Source organism: Paenibacillus sp. UNC496MF (genome assembly GCF_900113915.1).
GTDB classification, from domain to species: Bacteria; Bacillota; Bacilli; order Paenibacillales; family Paenibacillaceae; genus Paenibacillus_Z; species Paenibacillus_Z artemisiicola.
Genome location: NZ_FORE01000006.1, coordinates 618,065 through 642,755, shown reverse-complemented (window position 1 = coordinate 642,755; position 24,691 = coordinate 618,065). Strand labels below are relative to the sequence as shown.

The following is a 24,691-nucleotide window of genomic DNA, read 5'->3' as shown; positions in this document are numbered from 1 at the left end:
GACGCCGCCATCCCGCGTTGAGCCGTGGGCTTTTGGCGCGCGGCCCGGCGCTCCCGGCCGCGGCTGCGGCCGGCATCGCCTTGCCCCATGCCACGCGCCGTGCCCCCGTCCCCATGCTCCGTGCCGCCATTAGCCGCGCCCCCTGCCGCCCTGCCGCCGCCGGCGAAAAGCCCCCGCGCGCATAGGACAACGTCCCGCGGCTATATGATGATACAAGGCGTCCGTAAAGGCATCGGCGCATTCGGCCAGGCGAGGGAGGGGCGGCGGCAATGGATACGATCGGCAAAGGCGTGCCGAGGCTGGAGTCGCGGGACAAGGTGACGGGCTTCGCCCGCTATACGAACGATACGGAATCGTCCCGCCTGCTGCACGGCTGGCTGGTGACGAGCCCCCATGCCCACGCGCGGATCGTCGGCATCGACGCGTCCGACGCGCTGAAGCTCGGAGGCGTGCGGGCCGTCGTGACCGGGGAGGCGCATCCGGAGCCGACGGGACCGCTGCTCGCCGACCGGCCGCCGCTGGCGCACGGCAAGGTGCGCTATTTCGGCGAGCCGATCGCGGTCATCGTCGCCGACACGGAGCGCCTCGCGAAGCTGGCGGCGGGGCGGATCCGCGCCGCGTTCGAGCCGCTGCCGGCCGTGAAGTCCCCGAGCGCCGCCCTGCTGCCGGACGCGCCGCTCGTGCACGCCGACCCGGCCGCGTACCGGCGGTACGGCGACGTGTACCCCGAGCCGCGTTCCAACATCGGCAGCCGCGCCCGCATCCGCAAAGGCGACATGGCGGCCGGGTGGGCGGCCAGCGAGACGGTCGTGGAAACCGCGTTGCGGTTCCGCACGTCCGACCACGGCGCGATGGAGCCGCGCTGCGCCATCGTGGAGATCATGCCGAGCGGGCTCGTGCGGATCGAGTCCTCGACGCAGGACGGCTTCCATATGGGACCGCTGTTCGAGCGGTTTTTCGGCTTGAAGCAAACCCAGGTCGCGACGCACGTCCCCTTCGTCGGGGGCGCGTTCGGCGGGAAGGGCTCCGTGCAGCTGGAATATATCGCGTACCTGGCCTCGAAGGCGTGCGGGGGACTGCCCGTCAAGATCAACAACGTCCGGGAGACGGACATGGCCGGCTCGCCCAGCCACATCGGCCTGGAAGCGACCGTGAAGGTGGGCGCCTCGCGGGACGGCAAGCTGCAGGCCGTGGACATCACGTATTTATTCGATACCGGCGGCTACACGGAGCTGGGCCCGTCGGTGGCGACGGCGGCGGCGGTCGACTGCACGGGGCCGTACCGCGTCGACAACGTCCGCTGCGACTCGTTCTGCGTGTACACGAACCATCCGTACGCGACGGCCTTCCGGGGCTTCGGCCACACGGAATCGCACTTCTGCATCGAGCGGGCGATGGATCTGCTGGCGGAGCGCCTCGGAATGGACCCGCTCGCACTGCGGCTCCTGAACGCCGTCAAGCCGGGCGACACGACGCCGACGCAGGCGCCGCTGAACCGCAGCAACCTGGGCGACGTGGAGCAGTGCATCAAGCGGCTGAAGACGCTGATCCGGTGGGAGGACGGCCGGCGGATCGAAGCGGGGGACGGCAAGGTGAGGGCGAAGGGCGCGGCCTGCCTATGGAAGACGTCCACGTCCAAGATCGACACCGGCAGCGGCGCGGTCGTCACGTTCAATCCGGACGGCAGCATGAACCTCGGGGTCGGCCCGAGCGAGATCGGGCAGGGGAACCGGACCGCGATGGCGCAGCTGCTGGCCGAGCGGATGGATGTTCCGCTGTCTCGGGTTCGCGTCAAAATGGACGTCGACACGGAGCTGACCCCCGAGCATTGGAAGACGGTCGCGAGCACGTCGTCGATGATGGCCGGCCGGGCGGTCCTCGGCGCCGCGGACGACGCGCTCGCGCAGCTGAAGCGCAACGCGTCGCTCGTGCTGAGGCGTTCGCCGGAGGAGCTGGAGTCCGCCGGCGGGGAGGTGTACGCCAAGGACGATCCGGACCGGCGGCTGACGTTCGGCGACCTCGCGAACGGCTACACGTATCCGGACGGGGAAACGGTCGGGAAGCCGGTCATCGGCCGGGGGGCGTACCGGATACGCGGGCTGCGGACGCTCGACCCCGAGACGGGCAAAGGCGTTCCCGGCCCGCAGTGGACCGTCGGCGCGCAGGCGGTCGAGGTCGAGCTCGATACCCGCGACTGGACTTATCGCATTCTGACGGCGGCGTCCGTGTTCGACGCCGGCCGCGTGCTGAACGAAGCGCTGGCGCGCGGACAGATCATGGGCGGCATGAACATGGGGCTCAGCTTCGCCACGCGCGAAGGCTTCCTGTTCGACGAGACGGGCGCGGTGCTCAACCCGCAGCTGCGCACGTACAAGATCACGCGCTACGGGGAAACGCCGGAGTACGTGGTGGACTTCGTGGAGACGCCGTATCACGACGGTCCGTACGGCGCGCGCGGCATCGGGGAGCACGGCACGATCGGCATGCCGGCGGCGCTCGCGAACGCGCTGTCAGCCGCGGCCGGCATTCCGCTGAACGAACTTCCGCTGACCCCGGAACTCATTTGGCGGCATAAGGAGGGCGGTGGACGGCCATGATTTCGTACGATTTCGAATATTTCCGGCCGGCGTCCGCCGGCGAGGCGGTTCGGCTGTACCGGCAGGCGGAGGCGAGAGGCCAATCGCCGCTCTATTACGCGGGCGGCTCGGAGATCATCTCCATGGCGCGCCTGGAGCAGCTGCGCACCGGGGCGGTCATCGACATCAAGGCGATCCCCGACTGCTGCGTCATGGAATTCCGCGGCGACCGGCTCGTCATCGGGGCGGCGGTGCCGCTGATCGCGGTGGAGGAGCATCCGCTGTTCCCGCTGCTCGCGGACACGACGCGGGACGTGGCCGACCATACGAACCGGAACCGCATCACCGTCGGCGGCAATTTGTGCGGAAAGTTCTACTATCGCGAAGCGCTGCTGCCGTTCCTGCTCGTCGACGGCGAGGCCGTGCTCGCCGGTCCGGGCGGGACGCGGACCGTGCCGGTCGCCGACATCCTGAACGGCGAGCCGCGGCTCGCGCCGGGCGAACTGCTCGTGCAGGTGATCAGCGACCGCCGGTACTTCGGGCTGCCCTACGTGACGGTCAAGAAGACGAAGATGGAGCGCATCGATTATCCCGTCGTCCGCATCGCCGCTCTGAAGACGGGCGAGGGCATCCGGATCGCGTTCAGCGGCGTCAGCGACATTCCGTTCCGTTCGGCGCGGCTGGAGGCGATCCTGAACGACGCCTCGCTCCCCATGGAGGATCGGATCGACCGCGCGACCGCGGAATGGCCGGCGCCGATTTTGAGCGACATCCTCGCCTCGGCGGCGTACCGATCGTTCGTGCTGCGCAATACGCTGCGGGATACGATGGCGGAATTGGAACGGAGGGGCTTATGAGCGAACGGGGTATCGTCAAAGGCGAAATGGAGCTGCGGGTCAACGGCAGGCGGCGGCCCGTCGTCGTCCGTTCGGCGGATACGCTGCTGCGCGTGCTGCGCGAGCATTTGGGGCTCACGGGCGCGAAGGCCGGCTGCGAGAACGGGGACTGCGGCGCCTGCACGGTCATGCTGAACGGCCTCGCGGTCAAATCCTGCCTGGTGCTGGCCATCGAAACGCACGGCATGCGCATCACGACCATCGAGGGCTTGGAGGACGCGCCGATCCAGCAGGCGTTCATCGACAAGTTCGCGTTTCAATGCGGCTTCTGCACGTCGGGCTTCATCATGAATTGCCAGGCGCTCATCGAACGGTTTCCGGACGCGGACGAGGCGGTCGTGACGGAATGGCTGCGGTCCAATATTTGCCGCTGCACGAGCTACCGGGAGATCCGCGAAGCGATCCATGCGGTGCTCGGTCGTGAATGACCGCTGCCGCATGCTGCGGGCGCTGAAGGCGCTCGGCCGGCAGCGCTGCGCGATGGCGACGGTGATCGCGGTCGAAGGCTCGGCCTACCGGCACGCGGGGGCCAAAATGCTGATCGGCGAGGACGGGGCCGCGCATGGGGTCATCAGCGCGGGCTGCCTGGAGGAGGACCTGCCGCACCGGGCCGGGGAAGTCATTGCCGTGGGCCGGCCGATGTCGCTGACGTACGACCTGCGCGCGGAGGACGATCTGTCCTGGGGGCGCGGGGCGGGCTGCAACGGGCGCGTCACCGTCTACGTCGAGCCGTGCGCCTGGGCGGACGGGGCCGGCGGCGGCGCGTCCCTCTGGGCGCGCGCGTCGGCGTGCCTGGAGCGGGGCGCGCGCCTGGTGCATGCGCGGCGGCTGCGCGGCGAATGCCTGGCGATCGGTGCCGAGGACGAGGCGAGCGGGGCGAGGCCGCATCCGAATTCCGAGGCGCCGTCTCGGCCGGCCGAGGCCGCTTTGCGGCCGGAGCGCGGGGATGATCCCGATGCCGGAGGCGTTTCCGGATGCGGGGGGAAGCGGGAAGATGTCGCCGGGTTGTTTTACGCGGAGGACGGCGAGACGTTCGGGAGCGCGGCGGGGCTTGGCACGGCGGACGGATGGCTGCTCCCGGCGCTCGGCCGGTTCCTCGCGAGCGGCGCGGCGATCGCGATCGTGCCGCTGCCGGCAGGAGAAGGAGCGCTGCTGCTGGAGCTCTACCGGCCGCCGGAGCGGCTGATCGTCTTCGGCGCGGGGCCCGATACCGAGCTGCTGGTCCGGCTGGCGGCGGCTGCGGACTTCGCCGTCACGGTCGTCGACCCGCGCGAGGCGAGGTGCAGCGCGGCGCATTATCCGGACGCGCGGCTCGTCGCCCTCCATCCGGAGACGTACCTCGCGCGGCATCCGATTCCCGCGGACGCCTTCGTGCTCGTCATGACGCACGGCTTCGCGCAGGACCGGCAGATCGTGCGGCGGCTGCTGCAGGCGCCGCCGCGCTACGCCGGCGTCTTGGGGGCGCGGGGCCGGACGGAGCGGCTGGTCGCGCCGGATCCCGTGCCCGGCTGGCTGCGCGCGCCGGTCGGCGCGGACATCGGCGCCGAAGGGCCGGAGGAGATCGCGGTCAGCATCGTCGCGGAGCTGATCGCGCACCGGAGCGGCCGGCGCCGGAGGCCGGCGTGAGCCGGGTCGGCGCCGTGATTCTCGCCGCCGGCCTGTCGACGCGGATGGGGCGGTTCAAGCCCCTCGTTCCTTTGGCGGGCAAGCCGCTGTTCCATTATGCGGCGGAGACCGCGCTCAAGGCGGGGCTGTCGCCGGTCGTCCTGGTCGGGGGACACCGCATCCGGGAGCTTGCCGCGTCGGCGGCTCCGTTCGGCGCGCGCATCGAGATCGCCGAGAACCCGGCATACCGGACGGGGATGGCGTCCTCGCTGCGGACCGGGATCGCGGCGCTGGCGGACCGGACGGAGGCGGCGTTCGTGTTCCTGGCCGACCAGCCGCTCGTCCCGCGGGCCGTCGTCGACGCTTTGCTGCGGGAGTACGGCCGGGGCCGCGGCGAGGGCGTCCGCATCGTGCGGCCCGCCTATGCCGGCGCGCCGGGCCATCCCGTGCTGTTCGACGCCGGGCTGTACGCGGCGTTCGCGGCGCTGGGCGGCGACGAAGGCGGCAAGTCCATCCTCGCCCGGCACCGCTCCGCGCTGCGGGTCGTCCCGTTCGCCGACGCGGCGTGGGGGCTGGACGCCGACACGCCCGAAGGGCTGGCGGAGCTGGAGGCGCGCTTGGCGCGGGAGGAGGGCGGGCCGGGGCCGGGTTGAGGGCTTCTGTCTTGGGCGAGCGGGAGCACGACTGGAGCTGTGCCCGCCACCGGCAGCTTGGCCGCAGGCCAACGAGCGCCGACGGCGCGCGGCCGGCTCGGCCGCAGCGCGCGGGCCGGCGGTCGTCCCGCCTGCCTTTCGAGCGGCCATCCCCGCCGCTCCGGCGCCCGGACAAGCCCTCGCGCGCGCCGTCGTGGCGTTTTTTGAAATTTTCTCCGCCGGTTTACAAACCATGGAAGTTTCTAGCAATATCTCTTATGATAGATTCATATCCTGGAACTATACGGGGGTGGGGATATGGGCTTGCTGCTGCTGGCGGCTTTGCTGGCGTGCGGTTGCGCCGCGGGCTTGGTCTTGTTTCGCGCGAATACGATTCCTCTTGCCCGCCCTTCGGACGCGCCGGCGGGCGGCAGGCTGTCCGTCGTCATCCCGGCGCGCAACGAGGCGCGCAATCTGCCTCACCTGCTGGGTTCGCTGCAGGCGCAGACGCGCCGGCCGTTCGAAATCATCGTCGTGGACGACGGCTCGGAGGACGATACGCGGGCCGTCGCGGAGCGCTTCGGCGTCACGGTCGTCGGCGGCACGCCGCCGCCGCCGGGCTGGACGGGCAAAAACTGGGCCGTCTGGAACGGCTACAAGCGTTCGTCCGGGGAGCTGATCGCCTTTCTCGACGCGGACGTGCGGCTTGCGCCGGACGCGCTGGCGTCGCTGCTGGCGGAACGGGCGAAGGCGGGGGGCGTCGTCTCCGTGGTGCCGTTCCACCTGACGGAACGGTTTTACGAGCGGCTGGCGCTCATCGCGAACATCCTCGGGCTATTCGCGTTCACGTCCAAGTTCGAGCGGGCCAATCCGAAGAAAGGGCTGTACGGATCGTGCATCCTGACGGCGCGGGACGATTACGAACGGGCGCAGGGCCACGAAGCGATCAAATCCGAGCTGCTGGACGACCTGAACCTGGGCGCCAAATTCATGGAGGCCGGCATTCCGGTCACGAATTTCATCGGCCGCGGCATGGTGTCCTTCCGCATGTACCCCGGCGGGATCCGCAGCGAGATCGAAGGCTTCAGCAAAGGCGCGGTGCTCAGCACGGGCAAGCTGAACGGACGGACGATCGCGCTCGTGGCCGCGTGGCTCGTCGGGCTGATCGCCGCGGAGGCGGCGCCCTTTCTGCTCGGCACGTCCTGGGCTTGGCCGTTCGTCGCCGGCTATGTGTTCTACACGGCGCAGATTTATTATTTCGTGCGCTATACGGGGCGTTTCGGCCGGTGGCTGCCGGCGATCCATATGCTGAGCACGGCGTTTTTCCTGGTTGTGATGGCGTACTCGGCGTACCAGGTCGTCTTCCTGGGCCGCGTCGCGTGGAAGGGAAGGCGCATCGAGGTGGGAGGCCGAAAAAATCGATGATCATCGCGTGGACGGTTCTGTCTTTTCTGTGCGGCTCCCTGATGTTCTCGTACTGGCTCGGCCTGCTGGCGAACCATAATTTGCGCGACGTCGGCGACGGCAATCCGGGCGCGATCAATTTGTGGAAATCGGCGGGCTATTCGTACGGGCTGGCCGGCATCGCGTTGGATTTTCTGAAAGGCTGCGCCCCGCTCTTCGCGCTCGCCGCGTCGGGCGCCCTGGCCGGATACGGCCTCGTGCTGCCCGCCGCCGCCGCGATTCTCGGGCATATGTTCTCCCCGTTCCTGCGCGGGCGGGGCGGCAAGGCGATCGCCGTGACGTTCGGGGTATGGAGCGGACTGACGGGCTTCGCCGCCTCGCTTGCTTATGCCGTCATTTTGGCGGCGCTGCTGGCCGGCTCCCGGCTGTTCACGCGGGGCAAGCCGACCACCTCGGCGGCGGACGGCTTCCAGGTCGTGGCCGGCATGCTGCTGCTGACGGGCTATCTGGCCGTCGCCGGCTATCCGGGCGCGACGGTGCTGTTCGGGTTTGTCAGCTTCGGGCTGCTCGCGTACTCGCACCGGCGGGAGCTGCGGCGGTTCCTCGCGCAGGTGCAGGCCAGCCGGGGGCGGTAGCGCGCGCGTGGCGAGGAGGGCGGATTCGCCGAGGGCGAGGAGGCGGACACGGGGACTGCCAGAGCGATCCGTGGACGGCGAGGAAGGCGGTTCGGAGCGCTCGTTGTGCCGAGGGAGTTAGTGAGGCATGGCGCGCGAGGAAGGTAGTTCGGGTGCGCTCGTTGCGCCGGGGCGGATACTCCTGAGCGTCGCCGCCAAAGGCGTCGGGCCGCTAGCCTCGCGCGAACATCTTCGCGGCAAGCTGAGCTAGCTGAGCGGACAGGAAAGCCGTTAATGGCGTGAAAGGTTGGGTATTCGGAGTTATGCGGCCACAGGAGCCGTTATTCGGGCTGATCGAGGGGAATTCGGCGGCCTAACCTTCAAATAGCGGAACGTGTGGCCGCTTAATGGCGAGAAACACCGTTTTCAACGAAATAACGGCAGCTGTGTCCGCCAAAGTGGAGCGCACGCCGCTTACGCCGGGGACAGTCGTGCCTATCGCAAGCGATCCAGAAATCACCCCAAAAAGCCCGGCCTGCACAGGCCGGGCTTTCGTGCGACTAGGCATCGTTCACGCCGTAAATCATCAACGGCCGTAATATCGGTGGTTCTCCCGCCTGCGATGCGAATCGAGGTGCCGTACCCTCACCCACATCGCGTCCAGCGAAGATTCAGCCGCGAACTTGCCGGCCGCGGCCATCGTCTTGCTCCCCCAGCTTTCCCAGGCCTCCTTCTGCACTTCCGCCCTACATCGCGTCCAGCGGAAAGATCGGCCGCGGCAGCCGCCGGTAGGGCAGCTCGGCGAGCAGCGCGTTGGTGTCGCCCGGCGTCAGCGCGAGGATCGCGCGCGCCGCAAGCGTTTTGTAGGCGGGGCTCAGGTAGCCGCTCTTGACGACGATCAGGTCGAACGTCTCGAGCTCCAGCCCGAGCGTCTCCAGAATCGCCGGATCGTACACGGCGACGCGCCGGTCCGAGACGACGATCGTGACGCCGGCGGCGGCCGCGACGGCATAGGCGACGCCGTGCACCGTGCCGGTGCGGACGACGCGCACCCGCAGCGGCAGCGGCGTCGGCCCGGCCGCGTACGGGTCCAGCCGGCCCAGCAGCAGGTCGGCGCTCCCGCCGGACCCGGCGGCCGCGCAAGCCTGCACGGAGCCGGGATCGCAGACGGCGGCGACGAGCGCGCGACGGGCCTGGCGGTCGAGCAGCGCCCGGACGACGAGCGAGACGTCCTGCGACGCGCCGGCCGTCGGGTTGTCGCCGGCGTCCGAGAGGACGACCGGCTTCCGCGGTTCGCGCTCGGCGCGATCGAGCGCCTCCTCGAGCGGCGCCGCCTCGGTGGAGAAGGCGAAATCGCGCCGCTTCGCCCAGAACAGCTCCGCGAGCCGGGCGGCCGCTTGGCGCAGCTGCTCGCGGTCCTCCGCGCAGCCGCTGACGACGGCCGCGCAGCCGCCGTGCGGCGAGTCCGCCCACGGGAAGCCGAGCAGGAAGGAGGCGCTGCGCACGCCCGGCGCGTCTTCTTCGCGGCGGAGCGCGTCCATCAGCCCGCGCATCGGCTCGGCGCCGGTCTCGGACTGCTCGCCCGCGAGCAGCATGGGAATGGCGGTCCACTCGTTCGCGAGCTTCCTGCCGGACGCCACGGCGCCGTGCAGCAGGTGCGCGGCGCGTGCGCCGGTGTCGTATTCGTCGACGTGCGGCGCCGTCCGGTACGCGGCGAACCCGTCCGCGTGCGCGATCATCGCCGCCGTCACGGTCGCGTGCATGTCGAGCGCGCAGACGACCGGCAGCGCCGAGCCGATCGCGGCCCGCAGCCGCGCCAGCAGCTCGCCTTCGGCGTCGTCGCAGCCTTCCGCGCACATCGAGCCGTGCAGCGCGAGGCAGACGCCGTCGAGCGGTCCGCAGCCGGCGATGCCGTCCACGATGCCGCGGCACATCGCCTCGAACGCCTCGGCTTCGATCTGGCCGGAAGGCAGTGCGCGGGCGAAGTAGACCGGGACCGGCTCGGCCCCGAGCCCGGCCAGCGTCTCGAGCGCGCCGGCGAACACGGTCCCCTTCCAACGCGCGACGCCATGCACGGCGGAGCCTTCCGCGACGGTGAAGTCCCCCAAACCCGTCCGCAGCGCCGTGAACGTATTGGTCTCGTGCATCAGGCCGGCGACCGCGATCCTCATCGCGCCGGCTCCCCGGCCGATTCGGAACGGCTCACGCGGCGCGCGGCCGATTCGGCTTCGGCCTGCAGGTAGAGCTCCGCCGCGGCTTCGTCCAGCACGACCTCGACGTTCGGATGCAGCTGCAGCACGGTCGCCGGGCATTCGGTCGTGATCGGTCCGCGCAGCGCCCGGGCGACGATCTCGGCCTTCTCCCGGCCGACCGCGACGAGGACGATCCGGCGGGAACGCGTCACGGTGCCCCAGCCGAACGTCACGGCCGCCGTCGGCACGTCCTCCAGCCGGCCGCCGAACAGCGGCGCGTACAGCTGCCGGTTGACGTCCGCGATCGGCGTCACGAAGGAACGCGCGGGCAGCGAGGGGGCCGGCTCGATGAAGCAGATGTGGCCGTTGATGCCGAGGCCGACGAGCTGGTAATCGATGCCGCCGCGCGCCTCGATGAACCGCTCCATGCGCTCGCATTCGTCCTCGGGGCGCTCCGCCGCGCCGTCCGGGATGAAGCGGCGCTCCTCGGGATGGCGGATATGGTCGAAGAAGTGGCGCTTCATGTAGGCATGGTAGCTTTCCTCGTGCTCGCGGGGGATGCCGAGCTGTTCGTCGGGGTTGACGAACCAGCAGGAGGACAGATCGGCGGCGCCCGCCTGCTCCCGCGCGATGAGCTCCCGGTAAATGCCGGTGCGCAGCGGGGTGTTGCCGGTCGTCCAGGCGATCAGGGCGTCCGGCTTCGCGGCGACGACCTCCGCGATCTCGTCGGCGATGCTGGCGCCGATCCGGTCAAGCGGCAAAACGCGAATGTTCATGTAAGGCGGCCTCCTTCGGTTAACGGGGTTAACGGCGCGCGCCGCCGGGGACCCGTTCGTCCCTTAAGCATGGCAAAGGGCGCCGGAAAAGTCGATGAAGGAAACCGAACATTTGGTGCACGGATTTGACATCCGGCCGCCCGGCGGAGCGCGGGAAGCGGGGCATGCGGGCGACAGCGGGTCCGCGGCGGCTAGGGGGCGGCGCGGCTTGGCGCGATAACGGACTGTCCGAATCCGCGCGCGGGCTTATAATGGAGTTGTCGGAAGGACGAAATAGGATGGGCCGGGGAGGATACGGGAATGAAGACGAAAGCATGGTATGCCAAGGCGCCGTTTCAATTCGAGCTGCGCGAGGGCGAGCTGGGGGCGATCGGCGAGGACGAGGTGCTGATCCGCGTCAAAGCGTGCGGGATCTGCGGCACGGACATGACGAGCGTGAAGTCGGCCGCGGCCGGCTGGGAGGCAATCGGGCACGAAATCGCGGGCGTCGTGGTCGAAGCGGGCGCGCGCGTCGGGCATGTCGGCGCCGGCGCGTCGGTGACGCTGGAGACGAGCACGTTTTGCCGGACGTGCGAATGGTGCCGGGACGGCCGGTACGACTTGTGCAACAAGGGGCCGAGCTTCTGGGGACGCCGCTTCTCCATGGGCTTTGCCGAATACGTCGTCGCGCCGAAGGAGGTCGTCGTGCCGTTCGAGGGGCTGTCCTTCGCGGTCGCGTCGCTCGTGGAGCCGCTCGGCGTCGCGGTCGACCTGACCGAGACGGTCGACATCCGCATGGGCGACGACGTGCTGGTGCTGGGCCTCGGGCCGATCGGCCTGATGGCCCTACGGCTCGCGAAGCTGCGGGGCGCGCGCAAAATCTACGCGGCGGCCCGTTCCCACTCCGTCAAGCGCATCGAGACGGCGCTCGCGTTCGGGGCGGACGAGATCATCTACACGGACAAGACGCCGCTGGAGACGTACGAGTTCGAACGCGGCGGCGTGGACCGGGTGCTCGTCACGGCGCCGCCGCAGACGATCCCGCCGGCGTTCAAGGCGGCGCGGACGGGCGGCGTGATCGGCTTCATCGGCATCGAATACGGCGCGGGCGCGAGCATCTCGTTCGACGCGAACGAATTCCACTTCAAGAAACTGCAGCTGCGGGCCTCCCACGCGACGCCGGCGCTGTATTTCCCGAAATGCATCGAGCTGCTGAAGTCGGGCGCCGTCGACGGCGACGCGCTCATCTCGCATACGTTCGCGCTGGGCGAGTTCCCGGACGCGATGAAGGCGCTGCGCGACGACCGAGGGTCGGCCATCAAGATGGTCATGGTGAACGAATAGGGAGCTCGGCAATCGAGCGCCAAAAAGCCCGGCCGAGGCGGCCGGGCTTTTCGCCGTTCATGGTCGCACGGCAGAAGCGGATGCGACCGGGCTGGCAGAGGGCGGCCGGGCTTCTTGCTGCCGGGCCGGGGCGGTCCGGAGCGGGCGGGGCGGGCGTAGCCAATCGCGCGCCCCGGCGTGCCGGCGCGCATCCCGGCGCCGGACCCATCCTTAACGGCATGAACCGTTCGCCCCGCGTTAGCGGCCGCAAGCCTTCCCGCATGTCATCGCGCAGCACGCGTCCAAATTCCAATGCCTGAAGCCTGAAGCCCGTCATTCAAAGGTCGGAATCCAAGCCGCATCGTCATCATCCATCCCAGCCGAAAACCAAGCCGCCAAGCGGCCCGGTTCTCGGCTTTTGCATGTTGGATCGCCTTAGCGAGGCCAGTCCCTGCAAGCCGGAGGCTTCGCGCCGCACGTCGAGGCGTTCAAAGCGAAGGGCTATCATTTTATCTCGATCAGCGATCATGACGTGTACGCGCGCACGGACGAATTCGACACGGCCGATTTCATCGCGCTTCCGGGCACGGAACGGGGCGAGCTGAATCCGGTTCCCGATAAAAATCCCGGCTACCACTTCGGGGTGCTGGACGACCCGACCGTCGAGCCGGCGCTGCCGCGCTACGGCCATCTGGAGCAGTTTCCGACGCCGGTGCCGTGGGTCGGCGAAGCATCGCCGCAGCTGCTCATCGACGAGCTGCGCGCGCACGGCAATCTCGTCGTGTTCAATCATCCGGAGTGGCATCTGACGCGCTTCGACGACATGGTCAAGTACGACGGATTCTTCGCCGTCGAAATCTACAACCACTCCACGGAATGGTCTACCGCCAGCTCGTACGGCGCGGCGTACTGGGATCACGCCCTGCAGAACGGCAAGCGCGTGTTCGGCATCGCGTCGGACGATTCGCACACGCACGAGCCGGATTGGAAGATTCCCGAATACGGCGGCGGCTGGGTGCGGGTGCAGGCGGAGGCGCTCACGCAGGCCGAGCTGATCCGCAGCCTGAAAGGCGGGCCGCTTCCATTCCAGCTCCGGTCCGGAGGTGCGCGATCTGCGCGTCGAGGACGGCGAGCTGAAGATCGCGTGCTCCCGTGCAAATTCATCATGTTCAAGGCGTTCCCGCAGCGCGGTCCGTTCATCGGCAATTTCGCCTCCGGCAAGCCGCTGACGGAAGCGTCGATGGTCATCGAGCCGGACATGACGTATATCCGCGTGGAATGCGTCGATTACAAAGGCAACGTCGTGTGGACGAATCCGGTGTTCGTCGCGGACCTGCTGGACTAGGAGGCGGCCGAGGATGAAACCGATCGTTTATTTGGATGGAAGCAAGCGCAAATACAAAGGCAACCTGCATACGCACTCGATCCCGGTGCGACGGCCAATACGCGCCCGAGACGGTCATTCAAGCCTATAAGGATCGCGGCTACGACTTCATGTGCCTGAGCGATCACGAGATTTATTGGAAGTCCGACGCGTTCGACGACGAACGCTTCATTATGCTGGACGGCTACGAGATGGCGTGCGAGATGAGCGTGCGGGAGACGGGGCAGCAGTACCACATTCACGGCCTGCTCGACCGTTCCCTCGGCGGCGGCAGGGCTAGCGCCGACGGGGCGGACACGCAACAATCGCAGGAGGCGAGTAGGAAATGGCATACAGCCGGGAGCAAGGAGACATCAACGCGACCGACGCGCGCGGGCGATACTGGAAACGGAATCTGTCGCCGGCCGCGCGGGCGGTATTCGAAGCGGACCATCGCTATTTTCTGCACCAGAGCTTGTCGACGCCCGTGCTGAACGTGCTGTCGCGGGCCGAGGGCATCCATATCTACGACATGGACGGCAAGGCGTACATCGACATGCACGGCAACGGCGTGCACAACGCCGGCTTCAACAACGACGCGGTCATCGAAGCGGTCGTCGCGGCGCTGCGGGAGAAGAACACGTTCGCGCCGCGGCGCTACACGAACGCGCACGCGGTCGCGCCGGCGAAGAAGCTGGTCAAGATTACGCCGGAAGGGCTGGATCGCGTCTTGTTCGCGCCGGGCGGCTCCGAGGCGATCGAGATGGCGGTCATGCTGGCCAAGCAGGTCACCGGCAAGTGGAAGACGATCTCGTTCTGGGATTCCTATCACGGCAACGGCTTCCAAGCCGCGAGCGTCGGCGGCGAGCGCCTGTTCAAGACGGGCAACGGCCGGATGGTGCCCGGCGCGCTGCACGTGGAATTCCCGAACTATTACCGCAATCCGTGGGGCTTCGCGACGGAGGAGCAGGTCGACGACGAGATTCTGCGCCAGATGGAGCTGCTGTTCGAGCGCGATGGCGATATCGCCTGCGGCATGCGCGCGCTGTCCGCTCGTCGGCCACGTGGGCGGCAAGGGGCTGCATATCGGCATCGAGCTGGTGAAGGACGGCAGCGCGAAGGAGAAGGCCGTCGCGGAAGCCGAGGCCGTCATGTACAAGGCGATGGAGCGCGGCGTCGCGTTCAAGATCATCGAAGGCAACGTGATCACGCTGCGTCCGTCCCTGCTCATTACCGAGGACGAGATGCGCGGGGAGCTCGAGATCATCGAGCACTGCATCCGCGAAGTCTCGGACGGCCGCGATTACGAATAACCGCGCAAATGCTATAATAGGCAATAAACGGATTCGAAGGGGAGAATGGCATGTCCCTGGCGGGCGAAGAACGGAAACGCGGCATTCTCTACATGCTGAACGAGAAGGGCAAAGTCAACGTCAACGAGCTGTCGCAGAAGTTCGACGTGACGACGGAAACGATCCGGCGCGACCTGGACGAGCTGGAGAAGGAAAACAAGCTCAAGAAGGTGTACGGCGGAGCGGTGAAGTTCGCGCACGAGATCGAGCCGGCGTACCACGAACGGGAAGTAAGCCGCGCGGAGGAGAAACGGCTGATCGGCCAGCACGCGGCGAAGCTGATCCACGACCACGACGTGCTGGTCATCGACGAGGGCAGCACGGCGATGCAGATCATCCATTGCCTGGAGGGCAAGCGCGAGCTGACGATTCTCGTATGCGCCATCCCGGCGCTCACCCTGCTGATCGAATACCAGAAGCGGGGCAGCTTCGACGGCAAAATCATTTTCATCGGCGGCGAGGTCAACGCCAAGCATCTGCGGGTGTCGGGGCCGATCGCCGAGAAGATGATGGAGGATTTCTACGTGAACAAGTCGTTCATCTCCGTGGACGGCGTGTCGCTGGAGGGCGGCTTGTCCGGCTTCGACTACGAGCGGGCGCTGTTCACGCGCAAGCTGGTGCGCAGCTCCGAGACCGTCGTCGTCGTGGCGGATTCGTCCAAGATCGGCAAGCGGACGGTCGCCAAGATCGCCGACCTGTCGGAGGCGCACTACGTCGTCTCGAACGAAGGGCCGCCCGCCGGCTGGGAGAAGCCGCTGCAGGACATGGGCGTGACCTGGGTGCCGTAAAGCGCCTGGCAGGAGCGGGACAGGCCGGGCCGCGCGCCGCCCGTTGATTTCCAATTCGTTGCCAATGGATTGCAATGCCCGCTCGTCCTGTGTTAGAATGGCGATACTTACAAGGAACGGAGGGTTACGTGTGATAGACTTTATCCGATTGAGAACGTTGCGCGGCTAATTGAATAGCGCCAATGCTCTGCCCTGTGCAGAGGATCTCAGGATAGGTCTGTCCGTTGAAGGTAACCCGCAGCTAGATCGACGCCTACGAACCGCCGGCCGGGAGCCGGCCCGGTTCGCGTCGTTGCCTTCGGCTTCATACCCGGCACGGCGCCGCATCCCGCTTATCGGCGGGCTTCTTCGCGGCATCCGTCGCCGAACCGACCTTTCGCCCGCCGGCGGGAAGCTTCGTGCTTCTTTCGCGGCCGGGCTCCGACACGAGTTCCTCCAATCACGCACGGGCCGGCGCGCCGTGCGTTTTTTGTTTTGTCCCCGTTTTTGTCGCAGACAAAGGAGGAATGACGTATATGATGGAACAACCTATGCTGCAAAAAGCCGTAATCGTCGGCGTCAATTTGAACGACCGGCCGGATTTCGACTACGCGATGGAAGAGCTGCGGAACTTGGCGGAAGCCTGCAATATGGAGGTCGTCGGCGAGCTGACGCAGAAGGCGGTCAAGATCAACGGCTCCCACTATCTCGGCACCGGCAAGGTCCATGAACTGTCCGCGCTCGCGGAGGGGCTCGAGGCGTCGACGATCATCTTCAACGACGAGCTGTCGCCGTCGCAGCTGCGCAACCTGGAAGGCGAGCTGCAGCTCCGGGTCATCGACCGCACGATTCTCATCCTCGACATTTTCGGCGAGCGCGCCCAGACGCGCGAAGCGCAGCTCCAAGTGGAGGTCGCGCAGCTGCAGTACATGCTGCCGCGCCTCGTCGGCCTGCGCGAATCGCTCGGCCGCCAAGGCGGCGGCTCCGGCCTCAAGAACCGCGGCGCGGGCGAGACGAAGCTCGAGCTCGACCGCCGGCGCATCGAGGAGCGGATCTCCGCGCTGCAGGACGACCTCGAGAAGCTCGTCGCGCGGCGCCAGGTTCAGCGCAAGCAGCGCCGGAAGACCGGCGTGCCGGTCGTCTGTCTCGTCGGCTATACCAACGCCGGCAAGTCCAGCCTCATGAACGCGCTGCTCGCCCGGTACATGCCGGATTCCGCGAAGCAGGTGCTGGCCAAAGACATGCTGTTCGCGACGCTGGAGACGTCCGTGCGGAGCATCGACCTGCCGGACAACAAGTCGTTCCTGTTGACCGACACCGTCGGCTTCGTCAGCCAGCTGCCGCATCACCTCGTCAAGGCGTTCCGCTCCACGCTCGAGGAAGTCGCGGAAGCCGACCTGCTGATCCAGGTCGTCGATTACGCGAACCCGGAGTACGAGCGCCTGATCGAGGTGACGAACGAGACGCTGAAGGCGCTCGGCGCGGACCACATCCCGATGGCGTACGCGTACAACAAGACCGACCTGACGGGCGAAGCCTATCCGCGCGCGGAAGGAGACGCCGTCTATCTCTCCGTCAAGGAGGAGGCGGGGCTCGAGGAGCTGGTCGCGGTCGTGAAGAAGCGGATCTTCCAGGATTACGTGCGCTGCGACGTCGTCATTCCGTTCACGGAAGGGCGGCTCGTCTCGTACTTCAACGCCAACGGCAACGTGCTCGCCACGAGCTACGAGCCGAACGGCACGCGCCTGGCGATGGAGTGCCGGCAGGCGGATTACGAGAAATACCGCCATCTGTTCGTCGAGCCGGCGGCGGTGGAATAGGCCGCTGCGGGGCATGCTCGCGGGCGCGCTTGGCCCGCACGGCCTGTCCGGCCGGATTGCGCGGTCCGGCCCGCAAGGCGCGCTGCGTAGTCCGGTCCATGCGGCCCGTGCCGCAAGGCCGCGCTCCGGCTGCGCCGCGGGTAAAGCCCGGTCCCCGAGGGGACCGGGCTTTTTCGTCGCGTTTCGCGCCGGTTTGGCCGGCCGAGGCGGCGATCGCTGGAAAAAGCGGGCATACTATCGGGAGTCTCGAGAATAGTCTCGACGATCCGCTGCCCGGTGCTCCCGGCCAAGGGCGTCCGCGCGCCAAAAAAAGGACCGGCGCTTGCGCGGCAAGCGGCCGGTCCCCGTAAAGCGCGTATAAGGCCGATGGTTTCGGATGAGGCAGCTTGGACTTGGATTGCCCGCTTACCCGAAGAACAGGAAGTGCGTCGGCACCGGCCGCGGCGTCCCGTCCGACGGATGGTTCACGACGCGGCCGTCGAACACGAGCGTCGACGAGCCGCCGCCGTCCAGGTTGTAGCCGTCGATGGCGCCGAACCGCTGCAGCAGGATCTGCGCCTCGGCGAGCGTCGCGCCCGAGCTGCCGTTCTCGTTGCGCCCGTCGATGACGAGGAAGAGCAGCTGGTTGTCCTTGTAATTCGCGATGATCGTCCGCGGCGCGCGCAGCGGGCTCGATTGCCACTTCGCGGGGATCGGCTGCGCGCGTCCGTTCTGCAGCAGCACCGGCACGAAGGAGGCGCCGAACCGCGGGTTCTCGCGGTCCAGCTGGTCCTCGCTCGCATACTTGCCGCCGATCAGCTCCATCTTGTCGTTCATCCCGACGAAGAACAGGTCCTTGAACGACGGATCGAAGCCGTTCAGGTAGCTGCCGTTCATCACCGTGGTGCTGAGCGGATACCGCTTGCCGCCGTCGTCCGCGAAGCCGCCGGCGTTCACCCCGGCGATCGCGCCGTAGCGCCGCGCGGCCGCGAGCGTCGTCTCGGCGCCGCCGTTCTTGTCCTGCCCGAGCACCATCTTCATCGCGTCCGGCGACTTCAGCTTGACCTTGAGCGCGTAGCCGGTGAAGTGCTGCGCCCGGACGACGAACAGCTGCGCGCGGATGTTGTCCGAGTCGATCTGCTTCGCCGGCGCGCCGATCTTCAGCGTGATGCGGCGGTCGTAGATCTTGTACGGCCGGTCGGCCTGCGAGTCGGCGATCGCGACGATGGCGCCCATGCTCTTGTTCGTGGCCGCGTACAGCGCGATCGACTTCTTGAGCGACTTGGCGGTCGCGAGCGCCGTCTGCTTCGCCTGGTCGAGGCCCGCGGCCAGCTTGTCGGCGTTCGCCGCCGCGGGGGCCGCGGCCGGCTGCGGGAAGGCATCGTCCGGCAGCGTGACCGACAGGTCCGCCGCGAGCAGCCAGACGACGAGCCCGATGAACGGGGCGCATGTCAGCAGGCAGAAGCGGTTAATGCGTTTAACCGTTACCCTCATGTCGCCACCCTCATTTTAGCACGTCCAAACTTTTCTGGAGCGCGGCCAGCTTCTTCTCGACCTCGCTCAGCTGCGTGAACAGCTTGTTGCTGTTGTCGGTCTTGGAGTTTGCGTTATCCTTCGTGAATTCCAGCAGCTCGTTCAAGGCGTCGACCTTGCCCTGCACCTTGCTCAGCTCGCCGGAGTATTGGGTTTGCATCTGCTTCAGCCGCGTATCGTAGTTTTGCTGCATGGCGGTGATCTGCCGCGAGGTCTGCTCGCCGATCTCCCGGGTCAGCTTGGCCTTCAGCTGGCCGGCGTACCAGACGGTGCCGGCGACGCCGCAGCCGATGAGCAGCACCCATACCGCCAGGAACAGCGGAACGGACGGCTTCGAGCGGCGCGCGGTCCGTTCCGCCGAACGCGGCGCCGTCGTCTCGATGTTCGTTTCCATGCGAATTCATCACTCCTTACCTTCTGACTGACAGGGGACTAAGCTTTCATTCCTGCTATCTTTCCTACTTTCATTCCTGCTTTCATGCTAGCAAATTCGGATACAGCGTCTACCAATGGAACCACTATTCTACCACAAAAGGCGTAGAAACGCGTAAACGCGGCGTGAAGGATCGGCAAACGCCGACGGCCGCGCGCGGGCGCCGGCGCCAAGGCTTTCCGCCCCCGGGCCGAATAGGCGAGCCTTCGGACTTAATGGTATAATGGCCGCAAATCCCAACCATTCGCGAGAGAGGGCAGCTGCGCGTGAGACTTCGGAAGATCTACAACAACTACATCCGCAACAACCTGTTCGTGAAGGTCATTCTCGTCTTCGCCGTCATCGTGAACCTGACGATCATCACGCTCTCCTATTTCCTCTTTACCCTCATGTCGGCATCCGTCGTGAACGGGGAGCTGAACAATCAAAAGCAGGCGATGGAACGGGTCAACCGCTACATGGAGCAGAAGTACGACTGGGTGCAAAACACGGTGCAGGACATTTACCGGAACAGCGCGCTCGCGAGCAACGCCTCGTATTTCCTGCGCCATTCGTACGGCGATTACGCGCAGTACCTGCTCGACCAGAATTACGCCGGCGGCAACGAAAGCGCGGTCGACATTCTGAGCTTCCTGTCCGACCGGATGGAGGCGGATGCCGACATCCAGAACATTCTGCTGTACAGCGCCGACATGCGGCAGCTGTACGCGTTCAACCGCAACGGGCCGCGGCGGCTGTATACGACGAATCCGATCCGCTCCTACATCCCCGAGATCATGGCGGCGGAAGGGCCGGTCGCGGCGACGCCGAACCTCTGGATCCGCAGGCTGATCGGCCAGTGGAACCCGCAGCTGTATTCGATGCGCAGCCAGGTCAACGACCGCAATTCGCTCAAGAACGTCGGCCAACTGCTCGTCTACTTCGACGCCGGCATGGTGAGCCGGTCGCTGGACCGGAGCCGGACGCCGCTTAAGGGCGAGATCGTCGTGCTGACGCCGGACGGGCAGGTGCTGTCCGATTCGGCGAACCGGTATTACGGCAAGCCGTTCCCGTACATGCGGCAGATCGGCTCCCTGAAGGACACGGTCGTGCTGGACGAGCCCGCGTACATCAACACGCTCGCGCAGAGCAAGGCCGGCTTCACCGTCGTGGGCATCACGCCGAAGCGGGTGATGGCCGAAGCGTACACGGGGCTGAAGCGGACGATCATCCTGATCAGCACCGCCTGCATCATCGTCGCGGTCATCGTGCCGTCCGCGGTCATCTTCAGCATCGCGCGCCGGACGAACCGCATCGTCCATTTCATGCGCAAAGTCGAGGGCGGCGACCTGTCGGCCCGCCTGCAGGACGCCCGCGAGGACGAGCTCGGGCAGATCTCCCAGAGCTTCAACGACATGCTCGACGAGCTCGGGCGGCACATCGACCGCGAGTACAAGGCCGAGCTGCGGCTCAAGCAGACGGAGCTGGCGGCGCTGCAGGCGCGGGTCAATCCGCATTTCCTGTACAACACGCTCGAGGTGATCCGCATGCGGGCGGTGTCCCAGGGGGCGACGGACGTCGGCGAGATGATCTACAGCCTGGCCGCGCTGTTCCGGGGCTCCGTCGACGCGAAGGCGGAGAGCACGCTCGGCGAGGAGCTGGAGATGTGCCGGCTGTACTTGGAGCTGTTCCGGATCCGGTACAAGGACAAATTCACGTACGCGATCAGCTGCGGCCGGGAGCTCGTGCCGGCGCCCGTGTCGAAGCTGCTGCTGCAGCCGATCGTGGAAAACTATATCGTGCACGGCCTCGACTCCCGGCGCAGGGACAACCGCCTGACGATCGCGGCGGCGCGGGAGGACGGCCTGATCGTCGTGCGCGTCCGCGACAACGGCAAAGGCATCGAGCCGGAGCGGCTGGCCGGCATCATGCGCCGGCTGAAGGCGCCGGAAGCCGAGGAATCGCAGTCCTTCGGGCTGCGCAGCGTGCACGAGCGGATCGGGCTGACGTACGGGCCCGGGTACGGGCTCCATCTCGAGAGCGCGCCGGGGAGCGGCACATCGGTGACGGTGAGCTGGCCCGCGGCGGAGTACGGAAAGGAAGCTGGCGATGTATAAAGTATTGCTCGTCGACGACGAGCCGTTCATCACGGAAGGGCTGAGCGACGCGGTGGACTGGTCCGCCTTCGGCCTCGAGGTCGTCGGCACCGCCGAGGACGGCGACGAGGCGCTGAAGCGGATCATCGAGGTGTGCGTCGACCTGCTCATTACCGATATCTCCATGCCGATCATGACGGGACTCGAGCTGATCCGCCGGGCGCGCCTGATCCGGCCGCAGCTGAAGGTCATCATCCTGAGCGGCTACAACGAGTTCGATTACTTGAAGGAAGGCATGCGCCTCGGCATCGAGAACTACCTGCTGAAGCCGATCCGCTTCGAGGAGCTGGAGGCGACGCTGGCCGACACGGCGCGCAAGCTGGACGCCGACAAGCCGATGCCGGTCTTCGGCGAGGACGAGATCGGCATCCTTCGGGACAACGTCCTGACGCGCTGGGCGAACGGGCGGATCGCGTTCCCGGAGCTGGCCGAACGCGCGGCGCTCCTCGGCGTCGACCTGACGAAGCCGTTCGCGGCCTTCGCCATCGTCCGCTTCGGGCGGGCCGCGGCCGCGGAAGAGGCCGGCGCGGACGGCGGCGACGCGGACCGCGCCGCCGAAGCCCTTACGGCGAGCGGCCGAGCGGACGCCGCCGTCCCGGCGTTCCCCGTCCTGGCGGCGGACGTCGCGGCGCTGACCGCGGAAGGCGAAGCGGACGGGCTGTCGTTCGTGCCGTTCCTGAACGAAGACGAAGACCTCACCGTCGCCTGCTGCTGCATAAACGGCGGAGAGGCGGATCATGCTAAGGTAGCGAAGGCGCTGGCACGGCTGGCGGACCGCTGGGAACGCCGCGGGCTCGCGCCGCGCGTCGCCCTCGGCGGGCTTGCGCCGGCCGCGGACGCCGCGACCGGCTTCGCGCAGGCGCGCAAGGCGCAGCAGTTCTTCCTCGTGCTGCCGGACAGCCGGCTGCTCGACTACGCCGCCATCTCGCGGGAGACGTCGGCCGTGCCGGCGGAATTGTTTGATTGGGACGCCTACGCCAAGCCGATCCTCGCCAAGGACAAGGACGAGCTGCTGGCCCGCATCGGGCGGGACTTCGCGGCGATCCGGGCGGCGGGGGGCTTAAGTCCCGCACGGGCGAGGGCCGCGGCGGTCGAGCTGATCCTTCTCATGAAGATGGAAGTGGACAAGCTCGGCCGCGTGGACGCCGCGGAGCAGTTCCGCGACGTGCTGGACCGGGCGGTGGCCGCCATCGCGCTCGAGGACGTCGAGGACGCCGTCCGGGCGGCGGCGTTCTTCGCGGCGGATTCGTTCGCCGGCGAAGACATGAGCCCCGTCATCAAGCAGGCGCTGCGCTACATCCACGAGCATTACGCGGAGGCGCTGACGCTGAAATCGCTGGGCGGACAGTTCCACATTCACCCGAACTACCTGGGGCAGCTCTTTCACAAGCAGACGGGCGAGACGTTCACGGATTACCTGAACAAGTACCGGATCGAGCGGGCGAAGGAGCTGCTGGCCGACAGCCGCCTCAAGGTAGGCGAGATCGCGCGGCAGGTCGGGTACTGGGAGACGGGCTATTTTTACAAACAGTTCAAGAAGCACGTCGGCATGGTGCCGGGGGACTATAAGGAGCTGCTGTGACGCCGCCGGCGCCGCATGTCGGTTCCTTTCTTTACTTTGTACACTTATTCTTTGTTTTCTATTATTTTTGAAAATGGTTTCATCTTCTAAGATGAAGAAGCACCAAGTCGCGACTAGGCTTCGACTCACAGACAAAAGGGAGGCACCACCTAATGGCATGGAACAGAAAAACAGCGGCGATCGGCCTGACGTCCGCCATGGCGGGGATGTTGTTGTTAAGCGCTTGCGGAAGCGGCGGCAACAACGGCAACGCGGGCTCGAACAACGCACCGGCGAACAACGCGTCCGGATCGGGCAACACCAGCTCCGAGCCGGTTGAATTGAACTGGTACACGATCGGCACGCCGCAGAAGGACGTCGACAAGGTCATGGAAGCGGTCAGCGCCTACACGAAGGACAAGATCGGCGCGACTGTAAAAATGACGATGATCGACTGGGGCGATTACAACCAGAAGATGCAAGTCCTGACGGCTTCCGGCGCGGACATGGACATCATGTTCACGGCCGCATGGGCGTTCGACTACGTGCAAAACGCGCGCAAAGGCGCGTTCGCTCCGATCGACGACCTGCTGAAGCAGCATGGCCAAGGCATCGTGGACACGCTCGACCCGGCGTTCCTGACGGGCTCCAAGGTCGACGGCAAGAACTACGGCGTACCGGCGAACAAAGAATTGCCGACGGCCGAAGTATGGCGCTTCAACAAGAACATCCTGGACCAAAACAAGCTGAGCATCACGGACGTGCGTTCCCTGGAAAGCCTCGAGCCGCTGCTCAAGACGGTCAAGCAGAACAACCCGGACGTGACGCCGCTGCAAGTGGACAAGAACTTCACGCCGTACATCCCGTACGACTACCTGATCGAGAAGTTCCCGCTCGCGGTCAAGCTGGGCGACTCGGGCTACAAGATCGTCAACGTTTTCGAAACGCCGGAAATGAAGCAAGCGCTAGAAACGATGCACAAGTACTACCAAGCCGGCTACATCCCGACGGAAGCCGCGACGCTGGAATCGTCCTCGGACGTGCAAGCGACGGGCAAATGGTTCGCCGACAAGGCGACGACGCAGCCGTTCGCGGACAACGTCTGGTCGACGAGCTACGGCTACCCGATCGTCTCGACGCCGATGAGCGACGCGCTGATCTACAACTCGTCCGTCATGGGCTCCATGCAGGCGATCTCCGCGAACTCGAAGCATAAAGAGAAGGCGATGGAATTCCTGAACCTGCTGAACACCGATCCGGTCCTCCGCAACATGGTCGACTCCGGCATCGAAGGCACGCACTACAAGAAAACCGACGGGAACTACATGGAGAACCTGCCGGAGTCCAAGAACTACGACATGCCGACGTTCGCCCTGGGCAACATCATGATCACGTACCTGAACCCCGGCGACCCTGCGGACAAATGGGAGCAGTTCAAGAAATACAACGACGCGGGCAAACCGGCTGCCCTGCTCGGCTTCAACTTCGATCCGACGAAGGTCTCGAGCGAAATCGCGGCCGTGCAGAACGCGAAAGAATCGTTCTGGGCACCGCTGATGACGGGTACGGTCGATCCGGACAAATATCTGCCGCAAGCGATCAAGAAGCTGAACGACGCGGGCCTCGGCAAAGTCATGGCCGAAGCGCAAGCGCAGCTCGACGCTTGGAAGGCGACGCAAGCCAAGTAAGCCGCTTATAGCACCGAAGGGCGAATGTTCGGCATTCGCCCTTTTTTTAGGATGACGGACGCC

General features: G+C 66.7%; 20 protein-coding genes. 15 read left to right on the top strand and 5 right to left on the bottom strand.

Features of this window, described 5'->3' with window-relative positions:
* Positions 1–269 precede the first annotated feature (269 nt).
* The 7 genes from BMZ79_RS11380 (at position 270) to BMZ79_RS11350 (ending at position 7,748) form a co-directional block, all read left to right on the top strand.
* The gene (locus tag BMZ79_RS11380) at positions 270–2,597 is read left to right on the top strand and encodes a xanthine dehydrogenase family protein molybdopterin-binding subunit (RefSeq protein ID WP_090639920.1); all 2,328 of its coding nucleotides are present in this window, start codon (positions 270–272) and stop codon (positions 2,595–2,597) included.
* The gene (locus tag BMZ79_RS11375; RefSeq protein WP_090639918.1) at positions 2,594–3,433 is read left to right on the top strand and encodes an FAD binding domain-containing protein; all 840 of its coding nucleotides are present in this window, start codon (positions 2,594–2,596) and stop codon (positions 3,431–3,433) included. Before BMZ79_RS11380 ends, BMZ79_RS11375 begins: the two co-directional genes overlap by 4 nt.
* Positions 3,430–3,900, top strand: a complete 471-nt coding sequence (locus tag BMZ79_RS11370; RefSeq protein ID WP_090639915.1) for a (2Fe-2S)-binding protein — start codon at positions 3,430–3,432, stop codon at positions 3,898–3,900. Before BMZ79_RS11375 ends, BMZ79_RS11370 begins: the two co-directional genes overlap by 4 nt.
* The gene (locus BMZ79_RS11365) at positions 3,893–5,098 is read left to right on the top strand and encodes an XdhC family protein (RefSeq protein ID WP_177222106.1); all 1,206 of its coding nucleotides are present in this window, start codon (positions 3,893–3,895) and stop codon (positions 5,096–5,098) included. Before BMZ79_RS11370 ends, BMZ79_RS11365 begins: the two co-directional genes overlap by 8 nt.
* Positions 5,095–5,730 (top strand): nucleotidyltransferase family protein, encoded by a 636-nt coding sequence (locus BMZ79_RS11360; RefSeq protein WP_090639910.1) that lies wholly within the window; start codon positions 5,095–5,097, stop codon positions 5,728–5,730. The genes BMZ79_RS11365 and BMZ79_RS11360 overlap by 4 nt, the downstream gene beginning before the upstream one ends.
* Before the next feature lie 297 nt (positions 5,731–6,027).
* Positions 6,028–7,134: a glycosyltransferase gene (locus BMZ79_RS11355; protein ID WP_090639908.1), complete on the top strand. Its 1,107-nt coding sequence runs from the start codon at positions 6,028–6,030 to the stop codon at positions 7,132–7,134.
* On the top strand, positions 7,131–7,748 hold the full coding sequence (locus tag BMZ79_RS11350; protein ID WP_090639906.1) for a glycerol-3-phosphate acyltransferase: 618 nt from the start codon (positions 7,131–7,133) through the stop codon (positions 7,746–7,748). The genes BMZ79_RS11355 and BMZ79_RS11350 overlap by 4 nt, the downstream gene beginning before the upstream one ends.
* A 565-nt stretch (positions 7,749–8,313) precedes the next feature.
* Here the strand turns inward: BMZ79_RS11350 and BMZ79_RS34685 are convergent.
* The 3 genes from BMZ79_RS34685 to BMZ79_RS11340 are packed head-to-tail and all read right to left on the bottom strand — an operon-like array spanning position 8,314 to position 10,695.
* Positions 8,314–8,466: a hypothetical protein gene (locus BMZ79_RS34685; RefSeq protein ID WP_218154685.1), complete on the bottom strand. Its 153-nt coding sequence runs from the start codon at positions 8,464–8,466 to the stop codon at positions 8,314–8,316.
* Between the two features lie 7 nt (positions 8,467–8,473).
* Positions 8,474–9,898: a M81 family metallopeptidase gene (locus tag BMZ79_RS11345; protein ID WP_177222105.1), complete on the bottom strand. Its 1,425-nt coding sequence runs from the start codon at positions 9,896–9,898 to the stop codon at positions 8,474–8,476.
* Complete coding sequence (locus tag BMZ79_RS11340) at positions 9,895–10,695, bottom strand: glucosamine-6-phosphate deaminase (RefSeq protein ID WP_090639902.1); 801 nt, start codon at positions 10,693–10,695, stop codon at positions 9,895–9,897. Before BMZ79_RS11340 ends, BMZ79_RS11345 begins: the two co-directional genes overlap by 4 nt.
* Positions 10,696–10,995: 300 nt before the next feature.
* Here BMZ79_RS11340 and BMZ79_RS11335 point away from each other — a divergent pair, with 300 nt between their 5' ends.
* From BMZ79_RS11335 to hflX, 5 genes are all read left to right on the top strand, one after another.
* Positions 10,996–12,018 carry a zinc-dependent alcohol dehydrogenase gene (locus tag BMZ79_RS11335; protein ID WP_090639900.1) on the top strand — a complete coding sequence of 341 codons (1,023 nt, stop codon included), beginning with the start codon at positions 10,996–10,998 and terminating at the stop codon, positions 12,016–12,018.
* 511 nt (positions 12,019–12,529) lie between these two features.
* Complete coding sequence (locus BMZ79_RS11330; protein ID WP_090639898.1) at positions 12,530–13,342, top strand: CehA/McbA family metallohydrolase domain-containing protein; 813 nt, start codon at positions 12,530–12,532, stop codon at positions 13,340–13,342.
* Positions 13,343–13,706: 364 nt separating this feature from the next.
* The gene (locus BMZ79_RS11325) at positions 13,707–14,690 is read left to right on the top strand and encodes an aminotransferase class III-fold pyridoxal phosphate-dependent enzyme (RefSeq protein WP_090639895.1); all 984 of its coding nucleotides are present in this window, start codon (positions 13,707–13,709) and stop codon (positions 14,688–14,690) included.
* 33 nt (positions 14,691–14,723) lie between these two features.
* A complete protein-coding gene (locus BMZ79_RS11320) occupies positions 14,724–15,500 on the top strand; it encodes a DeoR/GlpR family DNA-binding transcription regulator (RefSeq protein WP_090639893.1) in 777 nt (258 codons plus the stop codon).
* Positions 15,501–16,018: 518 nt separating this feature from the next.
* Positions 16,019–17,299 carry a GTPase HflX gene (hflX, locus tag BMZ79_RS11315; RefSeq protein WP_090640214.1) on the top strand — a complete coding sequence of 427 codons (1,281 nt, stop codon included), beginning with the start codon at positions 16,019–16,021 and terminating at the stop codon, positions 17,297–17,299.
* Between the two features lie 405 nt (positions 17,300–17,704).
* On the opposite strand, the gene BMZ79_RS11310 is transcribed toward hflX, so the two are convergent.
* Positions 17,705–18,772, bottom strand: a complete 1,068-nt coding sequence (locus BMZ79_RS11310; protein ID WP_090639890.1) for a phosphodiester glycosidase family protein — start codon at positions 18,770–18,772, stop codon at positions 17,705–17,707.
* A 10-nt stretch (positions 18,773–18,782) separates the two neighbouring features.
* Positions 18,783–19,205: a flagellar basal body-associated FliL family protein gene (locus tag BMZ79_RS11305; RefSeq protein WP_090639888.1), complete on the bottom strand. Its 423-nt coding sequence runs from the start codon at positions 19,203–19,205 to the stop codon at positions 18,783–18,785.
* A gap of 305 nt (positions 19,206–19,510) precedes the next feature.
* Here BMZ79_RS11305 and BMZ79_RS11300 point away from each other — a divergent pair, with 305 nt between their 5' ends.
* The 3 genes from BMZ79_RS11300 to BMZ79_RS11290 all read left to right on the top strand — a co-directional run bounded on the left by BMZ79_RS11300 (position 19,511) and on the right by BMZ79_RS11290 (position 24,628).
* Entirely contained in the window at positions 19,511–21,340 is a 1,830-nt protein-coding gene (locus tag BMZ79_RS11300) for a sensor histidine kinase (RefSeq protein WP_090639885.1), read from the top strand.
* Positions 21,333–22,961: a response regulator transcription factor gene (locus tag BMZ79_RS11295; RefSeq protein ID WP_090639883.1), complete on the top strand. Its 1,629-nt coding sequence runs from the start codon at positions 21,333–21,335 to the stop codon at positions 22,959–22,961. Before BMZ79_RS11300 ends, BMZ79_RS11295 begins: the two co-directional genes overlap by 8 nt.
* Positions 22,962–23,113: 152 nt before the next feature.
* Positions 23,114–24,628 (top strand): ABC transporter substrate-binding protein, encoded by a 1,515-nt coding sequence (locus BMZ79_RS11290; protein WP_090639880.1) that lies wholly within the window; start codon positions 23,114–23,116, stop codon positions 24,626–24,628.
* Positions 24,629–24,691: the final 63 nt, after the last annotated feature.

Excerpts from the sequence above, each read along its gene's own strand:
- BMZ79_RS11320 (WP_090639893.1), top strand. The coding sequence starts at position 14,724 with ATGTCCCTGGCGGGCGAAGAACGGAAACGCGGCATTCTCTACATGCTG.
- BMZ79_RS11305 (WP_090639888.1), bottom strand. The coding sequence starts at position 19,205 with ATGGAAACGAACATCGAGACGACGGCGCCGCGTTCGGCGGAACGGACC.
- BMZ79_RS11370 (WP_090639915.1), top strand. The coding sequence starts at position 3,430 with ATGAGCGAACGGGGTATCGTCAAAGGCGAAATGGAGCTGCGGGTCAAC.
- BMZ79_RS11290 (WP_090639880.1), top strand. The coding sequence starts at position 23,114 with ATGGCATGGAACAGAAAAACAGCGGCGATCGGCCTGACGTCCGCCATG.
- BMZ79_RS11340 (WP_090639902.1), bottom strand. The coding sequence starts at position 10,695 with ATGAACATTCGCGTTTTGCCGCTTGACCGGATCGGCGCCAGCATCGCC.
- BMZ79_RS11295 (WP_090639883.1), top strand. The coding sequence starts at position 21,333 with ATGTATAAAGTATTGCTCGTCGACGACGAGCCGTTCATCACGGAAGGG.
- BMZ79_RS11380 (WP_090639920.1), top strand. The coding sequence starts at position 270 with ATGGATACGATCGGCAAAGGCGTGCCGAGGCTGGAGTCGCGGGACAAG.
- BMZ79_RS11350 (WP_090639906.1), top strand. The coding sequence starts at position 7,131 with ATGATCATCGCGTGGACGGTTCTGTCTTTTCTGTGCGGCTCCCTGATG.
- BMZ79_RS11375 (WP_090639918.1), top strand. The coding sequence starts at position 2,594 with ATGATTTCGTACGATTTCGAATATTTCCGGCCGGCGTCCGCCGGCGAG.
- BMZ79_RS11335 (WP_090639900.1), top strand. The coding sequence starts at position 10,996 with ATGAAGACGAAAGCATGGTATGCCAAGGCGCCGTTTCAATTCGAGCTG.
- hflX (WP_090640214.1), top strand. The coding sequence starts at position 16,019 with ATGGAACAACCTATGCTGCAAAAAGCCGTAATCGTCGGCGTCAATTTG.
- BMZ79_RS11325 (WP_090639895.1), top strand. The coding sequence starts at position 13,707 with ATGGCATACAGCCGGGAGCAAGGAGACATCAACGCGACCGACGCGCGC.
- BMZ79_RS11310 (WP_090639890.1), bottom strand. The coding sequence starts at position 18,772 with ATGAGGGTAACGGTTAAACGCATTAACCGCTTCTGCCTGCTGACATGC.
- BMZ79_RS11345 (WP_177222105.1), bottom strand. The coding sequence starts at position 9,898 with ATGAGGATCGCGGTCGCCGGCCTGATGCACGAGACCAATACGTTCACG.
- BMZ79_RS11355 (WP_090639908.1), top strand. The coding sequence starts at position 6,028 with ATGGGCTTGCTGCTGCTGGCGGCTTTGCTGGCGTGCGGTTGCGCCGCG.